This window comes from Nocardioides sp. J9 (assembly GCF_007829375.1).
Lineage (GTDB): Bacteria > Actinomycetota > Actinomycetes > Propionibacteriales > Nocardioidaceae > Nocardioides.
Genome location: NZ_VLJQ01000058.1, coordinates 1 through 10,495, shown reverse-complemented (window position 1 = coordinate 10,495; position 10,495 = coordinate 1). Strand labels below are relative to the sequence as shown.

Here is a 10,495-nt window from a genome sequence, read left to right as displayed (position 1 = left end):
GCGATCACCCTGCACCTGCGCCCGCGCAGCTTCTTCCAGACCAACACCGACGTCGCGGCAGCCCTCTACCGCGAGGCGGTGGCGTGGACCGCCGACCTCGCGCCGCGGCGGGTGCTCGACCTCTACTGCGGCGTCGGCGGGTTCGCGCTCCACCTCGCCGCGCCCGGCCGGCAGGTCACCGGCATCGAGATCAGCGCCGACGCGATCGCCAGCGCCGAGCGCTCCCGCGACGAGGCCGCCCTGCCCGGGGAGATCCGGTTCGAGGTCGGCGACGCCACCGCCCCGGAGCACGCACCGCTGCTGGCGGAGGCCGACCTCGTGGTGGTCAACCCGCCCCGTCGCGGGCTCGGGCCGGAGCTGGCGCAGCGGCTCGAGGAGTCGGGCGTGCCGCACGTGCTCTACTCGAGCTGCAACCCCGAGACCCTGGCCCGCGACCTGGCCACGATGGCGTCGTACTCGCCGGTGCGGGGGCGGCTGCTGGACATGTTCCCGCAGACCCCCCACGCGGAGGTGCTGGTGCTCCTCGAGCGCCGTCAGCGCAGCGAGTAGGTCGCCAGCGACACCCCGACGTAGTGGGCGGCGAACGCCGCGATCGTGAAGCCGTGGAAGATCTCGTGGAAGCCGAACACGCGCGGCGAGGGGTCCGGCCACTGGAAGCCGTAGACCAGCCCGCCCATCGTGTAGAGCGCCCCACCGACCACGATCAGCACGAACACCGCGATCCCGACCCCGAGGCCGAGCGCGACGGCGCCGCTGAAGAACGCCGGGATGAAGAAGATCGCCGCCCAGCCGAGCGCGATGTAGATCGGCGCCGACAGCCAGCGCGGGGCGCCGGGCCAGAACAGCTTGAAGCCGATGCCGGCGAGGGCGCCGGTCCACACCACCGACAGCATGATCACCCGCGAGGGACCCTCGAGCAGGATCAGCGCGAACGGCGTGTAGGAGCCCGCGATGAACAGGAAGATGTTGGAGTGGTCGAACCGGTTGAGGATCCGCCACACCTTCGGTGACCACGTGCCGCGGTGGTAGAGCGCGGAGATCCCGAAGAGCAGCAGTGCCGACCCGGCGTAGAGCGCCGAGCCCACCTTCGTCGTCGCCGTCGGGGAGAGCACGATGAGCACGATGCCGGCGGCGAGGACGATCGGGGTGGACACGAGGTGGATCCAGCCGCGGAGCTTCGGCTTGATCTCGGCGACCTTGTCGCTGATCTGGTCACCGAGGTCGTCCAGCCGGGCGCGGACTCGGTCGTTCGCGTGGTGGAAGGCCTGACTCATGGCACGAGGGTACCCACAGAGCCGGAAAGCAACAGCGGCCGGACGAGCGTGATCCCACACTCACCCGGCCGCTGCCGACGCACCTGTCGCGGACTCAGCCCGCGGTCTGGATCGGCGGGCCCTCCGAGGGCTGCACGATGACGAAGCCCTGGCCCTGGAAGGCGACCTGGAAGGCCTCGCCCGAGCCGCGACCGATCAGAGCACCGGCACTGACGGTGGAGCGGATCGAGGTCTGCAGGTGGACCGACCAGGCGACCAGCGCCTGGGCGTCGGCGAAGGTCGGCGCCTCGGCCGGGTTGAGCACGACAGGCTCACCCTCAGTCGTGATCGCCACCCAGCCGGTGCCGCGCAGCGTGGTGTTGAACAGGCCGCCTGCGGCGATGCTGCCGCCCTTGACCCGCTCGATGTTCCAGTCCAGCGACGCCGAGAACGCGAGGACGTTCTTGCCGTTGACCGAGATGCCGCTGTTGTTGAGGTGCAGGATGTGCACCTCGTGCGCGAGGTCGGCGAGGAAGACGTCGCCCTGGCCCTCGACCCGCATCAGCGACAGGCCCTCGCCCGTGAACGCCTTCTTCAGGAACTTGGCGGCGCCACCGCCCTGGTAGGCGAAGTTCACGTTGCCCTGGTAGGCGACCATCGAGCCCTGCTTGGCCATGAACGGCTCGGTGATCCGCACCCGCAGCAGCTTGTGGTTCTGCCGCATCGGGCCGTGGCCGTCGACCTCGCTGAACCGGCCGTCGATCAGCTCGCCGGAGATGCCCGCGAAGGCGTCGGCCGGCACCTGCTGCTGGCCGCCCTGCTGACCCCACTGCTGCGGCTGCTGGCCCCACTGCTGGTCCTGCTGACCCTGCTGGCCCTGCTGGCCGTACTGCTGGTCCTGCTGGTGGGGCGCGACCTGGGTCTGGTCCGTGCTCCCGGCACCAGCCGACCCACCGGCTGACGCGCCGGCGTCGGAGCCGCCGTCCAGCGGGGAGGTGGACTGCACCCCGTTGTCGGAGACGTGTTCGGTCCACTGGGTGCCGTCCCAGTAGCGGAGCTCGTGGCGTCCCGTGGGGTCCGGGTGCCAGGCGGCTGCGGTCATCGCGTCGTACCTCTCGTCGTGCTGTCGTCCGGTGGGGCTCATCGTGTCAGGCCCGTGGTGGAGCGGGAAGGTCCCGGGTGCGGCTCTGGTCTACCACCGTGCCCGCCGCCGTGGCCTACGATCAGCGGTGTGGCGGACTGGAAGCGTGGCCTTCGACGGGTGCTCTACCCGGCCTACGAGGCACGCGTGCTTCGCAGGATGCCGGACAACCTGCCCAAGCACGTCGGGGTCATGCTCGACGGCAACCGCCGCTGGGCGCGGGCCGTGGGGCGCGACACCGCGCACGGCCACCGTGCCGGCGCGGCGAACATCGAGCCGCTGCTGACCTGGTGCGACGAGGTCGGCATCGAGGTCGTCACGCTGTGGCTGCTGTCGACCGACAACCTCAACCGGCCGCCGGAGGAGCTCGAGCCGCTGCTCGAGATCATCGTCGAGGCCGTCGACTCGCTCGCCGTCCAGCGCCGCTGGCGGCTGCACCCGGTCGGTGCGCTGGACCTCTTGCCCGACGCCACCGCGGAGCGGCTCAAGGCCGCGGCCGAGGCCACGGCCGACGTCGACGGGATGATCGTCAACGTCGCCGTCGCGTACGGCGGGCGCCGCGAGATCGCCGACGCCGTCCGCTCCCTGCTGTCCGAGCACGCCGCCAAGGGCACCTCGCTCGAGGAGCTCGCGCAGATGATCGACATCGAGCACATCGAGGAGCACCTCTACACCAAGGGCCAGCCCGACCCCGACCTCGTCATCCGCACGTCGGGGGAGCAGCGGCTCGGCGGCTTCCTGCTCTGGCAGAGCGCGAAGTCGGAGTTCTACTTCTGCGAGGCGCTGTGGCCGGAGTTCCGCCGCGTCGACTTCCTGCGCGCCATGCGTGCCTACGCCCTGCGCGAGCGCCGCTTCGGCGCCTGACCCGGACCCCGGGTGGGCTGGCTCACAGAGGTAGCGTCGGCCCACGTGAGCACCACCCCCACCCGCCTCTTCCGCGTCGTCGCGACCGCCGAGGCGATCTCCTGGGCCGGCCTGATCCTCGGCCTGGTCCTGAAGTACGGCACCGAGACCACCGACCTCGCCGTCCGGGTCTTCGGCATGATCCACGGGGCCGTGTTCCTCGCCTACTGCGTCACCTCGGTGGTGCTCTGGGTCGACCGGCGCTGGTCCTTCGGCCGTGGAGTGCTCGTCCTGGCCTCCTCGGTGCCGCCCTTCCTGACCATCCTCGTGGAGTGGGTCGCCCTGCGCCGCGGCTGGCTCGGCGACTCCTGGCGCCTCCCCGCCGGCGCCGGGACCGGCATCGTCGACCGCACCGTCGCGTGGCTGCTGGTCAAGCCGCTGCGCGGCCTGGGCGTGGGCGTCGTCGCTGTCGCCGTGCTGTTCGTCGTGGCGCTCCTCGTGGGACCGCCCGTCCAGTCGTCCTGACACCTGGCACGGTGGGCTGACGGAACCGTCAGCGCCGCAGTAGCGTCCGACCACCATGATCGACCGACGCGACACGCTGCGCCTGGGCCTGCTGGCCCTCGCCGTCCTCGGCGGCACCGGCACCCTCGCCGCCTGCACCGGCCAGGAGGACCCCGGCTCCGAGCCGGTCCCCGACGAGCTCGACGGGATCGAGCTCGTCTCCTCCGACGTCGAACGCGCCGCAGGTGACGGCTCGCTGGTGCCCGACGTGGTGGCCGGGCTGCACGGCCTCGCCGGCGGGCTCTACCGCACCCTCGCGACCGAGCCGGGCAACGTCGTGCTCTCGCCGTACTCGGTCCTCGTCGCGCTCGGCATGACGCTGACCGGCGCCGCCGGCCGCACCGCCGAGGAGATGCGCGACGTGCTCGGCGCGAGCGACCTCGGCGACCGCTGGCACAAGGGCGCGAACGCGCTGACGTCGTACGTCGACGGGCTGGCCGGCGAGCAGGGGCGCGCCGACGGCTCGAAGGCCGAGCTCGAGCTGGCCACCGCCAACCAGGTCTTCGGCCAGCAGGGCGTCGGCTGGTCGGCCGACTTCCTCGACCTGCTGGCCAAGGAGTACGGCGCCGCCCTGCGCGCCGTGGACTTCGAGGGCGCGACCGAGCAGGCCCGCACCCGGGTCAACGACTGGGTCGAGCAGCAGACGAACGACCGGATCGTCGACCTGCTGCCCGAGGGCTCCCTCGACCCCAGCACCCGGATGGTGCTGGTCAACGCGATCTACCTCAAGGCGCCGTGGGAGCAACCCTTCGAGGAGGGGCTGACCGCGGCAGGTGACTTCCGCCGCGCCGACGGGACCACCGTGCAGGTCGACCTGATGCGCAACCCGATGCTCTCCGGCGCGCTGGCCACCGGCGACGGGTGGCGCGCCGCGACCGTGCCGTACGCCGGCCGCGGGCTCGCGATGACCGTCGTCCTGCCCGACGGCCCGGACCTCACGCAGGTCGAGGAGCAGGCGGCGCGCGACCTCGCGCCGTTCATCGGCAGCGGCCAGCCCACCGACCTCGACCTCCACCTCCCGCGGTGGAGCTTCCGGTTCGGCTCCTCGCTCAAGGACGCGCTGCAGCAGCTCGGGATGGAGGCCGCGTTCGGCGACGCCGACTTCCGCCCGATGACCGACGAGGACCTCGACCTCTACGTCGACGACGTCTTCCACCAGGGCTTCATCGCCGTCGACGAGGAGGGCACCGAGGCCGCCGCCGCGACCGCGGTGGTGATGGCCGAGACCAGCGCGCCGGTGACCGTCGAGGTCAAGGTCGACCGGCCCTTCCTGTTCGTCATCCACGACCTCGAGCACGGCACCCCGCTCTTCCTCGGCCGGGTGGCCGACCCGACGGCGTAGGTCCTGTCGGCGGCGCTCGCTACGCTGGGGAGCCCACCCCCGGTCGTGCCCGACCGGGGGCGCTCGTGCTGTCCGACCCTGCTGAAAGAAGCTCCTCGTGCACCTCGCCGGCCTCGCCGACGCCGTCCTCGCCGACCCCGCCCTCGCGAATGCTCTCGACCAGGCCAGGGGCGCCCAGCCGACCGGTGAGCTCACCGGCCCGGAGGCGCTGCGCCCGTTCCTCGTCGCCGGCCTCGCCCGCGGGGAGAGCCCGGTGCTGGTGGTCACCGCGACGACCCGCGAGGCCGAGCAGCTGGTCGACGAGCTGGGTGCGCTGGTCGACCCCTCCGGCGTCGCCTACTACCCGAGCTGGGAGACCCTGCCCCACGAGCGGCTGAGCCCCCGCAGCGACACCGTGGGTCGCCGGCTCGCCGTGCTGCGCCGCCTGTGCCACCCGGGTGCGCCGGGCAGCGTCGCCGCGCCGGTCAAGGTGCTCGTCGCCCCGGTCCGCTCCGTCCTGCAGCCGCAGGTCAAGGGCCTGGGCGACCTCGAGCCGGTCGAGCTCGCCGCGGGTGACACCGCCGAGATCGACGACGTGGTCGCCGGCCTGGTGGGTGCGGCCTACTCCCGCGTCGACCTGGTCGAGAAGCGCGGCGAGTTCGCCGTCCGCGGCGGCATCGTCGACGTCTTCCCGCCGACCGAGGAGCACCCGCTGCGCGTGGAGTTCTTCGGCGACGAGGTCGACGAGATCCGCTCCTTCGCCGTCGCCGACCAGCGCACCATCGAGAAGGTCGACCGCCTGTGGGCGCCGCCCTGCCGCGAGCTGCTGCTGACCGACGAGGTGCGCGCCCGCGCGGCCGAGCTCGGCCGCGAGCACCCGCAGCTGGTCGAGATCACCGACAAGCTCGCCCAGGGCATCGCCGTCGAGGGCATGGAGGCGCTGATCCCGGCCCTCGTCGACGAGCTCGAGCTGCTCGTCGACCTGCTCTCCGAGGACACCAAGGTGCTCGTCCTGGACCCCGAGCGCGCCCGCGCGCGGGCCCAGGACCTGGTCGCCACCAGCGAGGAGTTCCTCGCCGCGTCGTGGGCGACCGCGGCCAGCGGCGGCCAGGCGCCGATCGACCTGCAGGCCGCGTCCTACCAGTCCCTGGGCGACGTGCGCGCCCACGCACGCGAGCGCGGGCAGGCGTGGTGGACCTTCAGCCCGTTCGGCCTGGACGAGGAGGTGCCCACCGCGGCGCAGCCGGCGCCGTCGTACCGCGGGGACGTGGCGAAGGCCTTCGAGGACATCCGCCGCTGGCACCGCGAGGGCTGGCGGGTCGCCGTCGTCCACGTCGGCCACGGGCCCGCCAACCGCATGGTGGAGGCGCTCGCCGAGAACGACGTGCCGGCCCGTCTCGTCGAGGAGGTGGCGGCCGGTGCCGAGCTCGACCCGGCGGTCGTCACCGTCACCTGCGGCGCGCTCGCGCACGGCGTCGTCGACGAGGCCCGCAAGCTCGTGGTGCTCACCGGCGAGGACGTCGTCGGTGCGAAGGCATCCACCCGCGACAAGGGCGCCATGCCGGTGCGCCGCAAGCGGCAGATCGACCCGCTCGAGCTCAAGGCCGGCGACTACGTCGTGCACGAGCAGCACGGCGTCGGTCGTTTCGTGGAGATGAAGCAGCGCGAGGTGCAGGGCGCGGTCCGCGAGTACCTCGTCCTCGAGTACGGCCCCTCCAAGCGCGGCGGCCCGCCGGACCGGCTCTTCGTCCCTGCCGACACCCTCGACCAGGTCACCCGCTACGTCGGCGGCGAGCAGCCCAGCCTCGACCGCCTCGGTGGCGGCGACTGGACCAAGCGCAAGAACCGCGCGCGCAAGGCGGTCAAGGAGATCGCGGCCGAGCTGATCAAGCTGTACGCCGCGCGGCAGGCCACGCAGGGCCACGCGTTCGGCCAGGACACGCCCTGGCAGCGGGAGCTCGAGGACGCCTTCCCGTTCCACGAGACGCCTGACCAGCTCACCACCGTCGACGAGGTCAAGCGCGACATGGAGCGCACGGTGCCGATGGACCGCCTCGTGTGCGGCGACGTCGGCTACGGCAAGACCGAGATCGCGGTCCGGGCCGCGTTCAAGGCGGTGCAGGACGGCAAGCAGGTCGCCGTGCTGGTGCCGACCACGCTGCTGGTCAACCAGCACTTCGCGACCTTCTCCGAGCGGATGAGCGGCTTCCCCGTGGTGCTGAAGCCGCTGAGCCGGTTCCAGACCGACAAGGAGGCCGCCGAGACCCTCGCCGGACTCGCCGACGGGACCGTCGACGTCGTCGTCGGCACGCACCGGCTGTTCAACGCCGACACGCGCTTCAAGGACCTCGGGCTGATCATCGTCGACGAGGAGCAGCGCTTCGGCGTCGAGCACAAGGAGGCGATGAAGCGGCTGCGCACCTCGGTCGACGTGCTGTCGATGAGCGCGACGCCGATCCCGCGCACGCTCGAGATGGCGATCACCGGCATCCGCGAGATGTCGACGATCACCACGCCGCCGGAGGAGCGGCACCCGGTGCTCACCTACGTCGGCGGCTACGAGGACCGCCAGGTCATCGCCGCGGTGCGTCGCGAGCTGCTGCGCGACGGCCAGGTGTTCTACATCCACAACCGGGTCAGCTCGATCGAGAAGGCGGCCGCGAAGATCCGCGAGCTCGTCCCCGAGGCCCGGGTCGCGACCGCGCACGGGCAGATGGGGGAGCAGCAGCTCGAGCAGGTGATGGTCGACTTCTGGGAGAAGCGCTTCGACGTCCTGGTCTGCACCACGATCGTCGAGTCCGGCATCGACGTGTCCAACGCCAACACGATGATCATCGAGCGCGCGGACACCCTCGGCCTCTCCCAGCTGCACCAGCTGCGCGGCCGGGTCGGCCGCTCCCGCGAGCGCGCCTACGCCTACTTCCTCTACCCGACGGAGAAGCCGCTCACCGAGACCGCGCACGAGCGGCTCGCGACCCTCGCCCAGCACTCCGACCTCGGTGGCGGCATGGCGATCGCGATGAAGGACCTCGAGATCCGCGGCGCCGGCAACCTGCTCGGCGGCGAGCAGTCCGGCCACATCGCCGACGTCGGCTTCGACCTCTACGTCCGCCTCGTCGGAGAGGCGGTCCGTGACTTCCGCGCCGACGGCGGCGCCCCCGAGCAGCTGGAGGAGGTGCGCATCGAGCTGCCGGTCGAGGCGCACCTGCCGCACGACTACATCCCCAGCGAGCGGCTGCGCCTGGAGATGTACAAGCGCCTCGCCGAGGTCCGCACCGACGCCGACGTCGACGAGATCGTCGCCGAGCTCGAGGACCGCTACGGCGAGCCGCCCGAGCAGGTCGCCGCGCTGCTGCTCGTCGCCCGCTTCCGCGCCCGGGTCCGGGCTGCCGGCATCAAGGAGGTCACCACCGTCGGGAAGAACGTCCGCTTCCACCCGGTCGTGCTTCCCGAGTCGCGCACCGTGCGGCTGAACCGGCTCTACCCGAAGTCGATCGTCAAGCACCAGCTCGAGTCGATCCTCGTGCCGCGACCCGGCACACCGGGGAAGACGGGGACCCCCATCGAGGGGGTCGCCCTGCTTGAATGGGCCCGACTCGTCATCGACTCGGTCATCGACCCCAAGGAGTAGGCACCGTGCGTCGTCGTACCTCCCTCGTCTCCGTCCTCGCTGCGACCGCCCTGGCCGTGACCGGATGCGGCCTGACCGACGACGGCGCGAAGCCGGGCGTCGCCGCGGAGGTGGACGGCCGCTCGGTCGAGCTCTCCCGGGTCGACCAGACGGTGCACGACTACTGCTCGCTGCTCGAGTCCGAGCCCACCGCGCCGTCGTACGCCCGCGCCGCGGTGCGCGCCCAGATCGCCTGGAACTGGGCCCAGGCCGTCGCCGTCGAGGAGCTGGCGGACGAGTACGACCTCACCCTGCCGGGCAAGGTCGCGCCGGCCGCGATCAAGCGCAACTGGGGCGTCGGCCCCGACGACGACTCCTTCGAGTCCTTCGAGKGGCTGTCCTGGATCGGCCAGCGCCTCGGTCAGCCGCTCGAGCAGATCGGCACCAGGGCACTCGCCGACGGCCGGAGCGCCGGCGACGCGCAGACGGCGGCCGAGGTCGGCGAGGCCGTCGTCGACGAGTGGCTCGAGGAGAACGACGTCGTCCTCAACCCGGTCTTCGGCACCCAGCAGGACGGCAAGGTCTTCACCGGCGACGACCTCTCGGCCGCCTACAGCGGTGTCGCCCGCGCCGGTGAGGAGCTCGCCCTCGAGACCGACGACGAGGGTGCGATCTACGAGCGGCTCGCCGGCCTCCCCGCCTCCGAGGTCTGCGGCTCGCCGCTCGAGCAGGCCGCGCCGGTGGGCTGAGCCGTGGCCGACCCGGCGGTGGAGGAGTTCGTCGCCGTCATGCGGCGGCTCCGGGCCGAGTGCCCGTGGAAGCGCGAGCAGACCCACCGCTCCCTCGTGCGCTACCTGCTCGAGGAGACCTACGAGGCCGTCGACGCCATCGACGCCGGCGAGGTCTCGGGCGACTGGTCCCACCTCGCCGAGGAGCTCGGTGACCTGCTGCTCCAGGTCGTCTTCCACGCCGTGGTCGCCGAGGAGCGCGGTGACTTCGACCTCGACGACGTCGCCCGCGGCATCACCGCCAAGATGGTCCGCCGCAACCCCCACGTCTTCGGCGACGTCGATGCCGCCGGCCTCGACGCCGACGCCGTCAACGACCTCTGGCAGCAGGTGAAGGCCGGCGAGAAGGCCGACCGCCCCGTCGACGACGGCATCCCCACCGCCCTCCCCGCCCTGCTCTACGCCGACAAGGTCCTCGACCGCCTCGAGCGCGCCGGCACCCCCGCCGACCCCGTCGACCCCACCGACGCCTCCGCCGCGCTGGGCGAGCGCCTCCTCGCCCTCGTCGCCGAGGCCCGGCAGGCCGGCGTCGACCCGGAGCAGGCGCTGCGGGACGCGGTGCGGGAGCGGTTGTAGGCATTCGCTGGCCGGCTAGGCCGAGGGTTTGAAACCTTCGGGCCTGCGTGGAGGCTGTGGTGGGCACAGTCCGGTGCACGGGGCCGCTGGTTTCGAGGTTCAGCGCTGGGCCGCCTCGCACCTCGACAAACGTCAGTGTTGCTCCGTGGTTGGTGTCGGCGGCCGCGCACCGTAGCCGACCGGCCCCCGCCGGTCGGCTGGGCGGCGCGGTTGCCGGCACGGACTCCGTCCGCGCCGCCCTGTGTTGTCTGGCGCGAGCGCGTCGCCTGTCGAGGGCGGCGCGCAGGCGCTCGCTGCGCTCGGCCTGCACTTGCCCTCGACGCGCCTTCGGCGCGGGCGCCGCGCTGCCGCGCGCGCAGTTGGCTCCGATGGGTGGTTGCGTTGTTCTGGCGGCAAGCC

9 protein-coding genes are annotated in these 10,495 nt (G+C 72.4%); 7 read left to right on the top strand and 2 right to left on the bottom strand.

All coding sequences use genetic code 11. From position 1 onward, the window contains the following. Positions 1-549: methyltransferase domain-containing protein (locus tag L615_RS07040; protein ID WP_145724629.1), on the top strand; the 549-nt coding region annotated here is incomplete at its 5' end. Here L615_RS07040 and L615_RS07035 read toward each other — a convergent pair. Further along, entirely contained in the window at positions 534-1,274 is a 741-nt protein-coding gene (locus tag L615_RS07035; RefSeq protein WP_051486069.1) for a hemolysin III family protein, read from the bottom strand. The genes L615_RS07040 and L615_RS07035 overlap by 16 nt on opposite strands. A 94-nt stretch (positions 1,275-1,368) precedes the next feature. Next, positions 1,369-2,397: an AIM24 family protein gene (locus L615_RS07030; protein ID WP_261376587.1), complete on the bottom strand. Its 1,029-nt coding sequence runs from the start codon at positions 2,395-2,397 to the stop codon at positions 1,369-1,371. Positions 2,398-2,484: 87 nt separating this feature from the next. Between L615_RS07030 and L615_RS07025 the strand changes: the two genes are divergently transcribed. The 6 genes from L615_RS07025 to L615_RS07000 all read left to right on the top strand — a co-directional run bounded on the left by L615_RS07025 (position 2,485) and on the right by L615_RS07000 (position 10,096). Then, positions 2,485-3,258: an isoprenyl transferase gene (locus tag L615_RS07025; protein ID WP_028656694.1), complete on the top strand. Its 774-nt coding sequence runs from the start codon at positions 2,485-2,487 to the stop codon at positions 3,256-3,258. A 45-nt stretch (positions 3,259-3,303) separates the two neighbouring features. Continuing rightward, on the top strand, positions 3,304-3,762 hold the full coding sequence (locus L615_RS07020; RefSeq protein WP_028656695.1) for a DUF3817 domain-containing protein: 459 nt from the start codon (positions 3,304-3,306) through the stop codon (positions 3,760-3,762). A gap of 55 nt (positions 3,763-3,817) precedes the next feature. Beyond that, the gene (locus L615_RS07015) at positions 3,818-5,143 is read left to right on the top strand and encodes a serpin family protein (RefSeq protein ID WP_145724580.1); all 1,326 of its coding nucleotides are present in this window, start codon (positions 3,818-3,820) and stop codon (positions 5,141-5,143) included. A gap of 97 nt (positions 5,144-5,240) precedes the next feature. Then, entirely contained in the window at positions 5,241-8,753 is a 3,513-nt protein-coding gene (gene mfd / locus L615_RS07010; RefSeq protein WP_028656697.1) for a transcription-repair coupling factor, read from the top strand. A gap of 5 nt (positions 8,754-8,758) precedes the next feature. After that, positions 8,759-9,481 carry a hypothetical protein gene (locus tag L615_RS07005; protein WP_145724579.1) on the top strand — a complete coding sequence of 241 codons (723 nt, stop codon included), beginning with the start codon at positions 8,759-8,761 and terminating at the stop codon, positions 9,479-9,481. Between the two features lie 3 nt (positions 9,482-9,484). Next, positions 9,485-10,096 (top strand): MazG family protein, encoded by a 612-nt coding sequence (locus L615_RS07000; protein ID WP_051486070.1) that lies wholly within the window; start codon positions 9,485-9,487, stop codon positions 10,094-10,096. Positions 10,097-10,495: the final 399 nt, after the last annotated feature.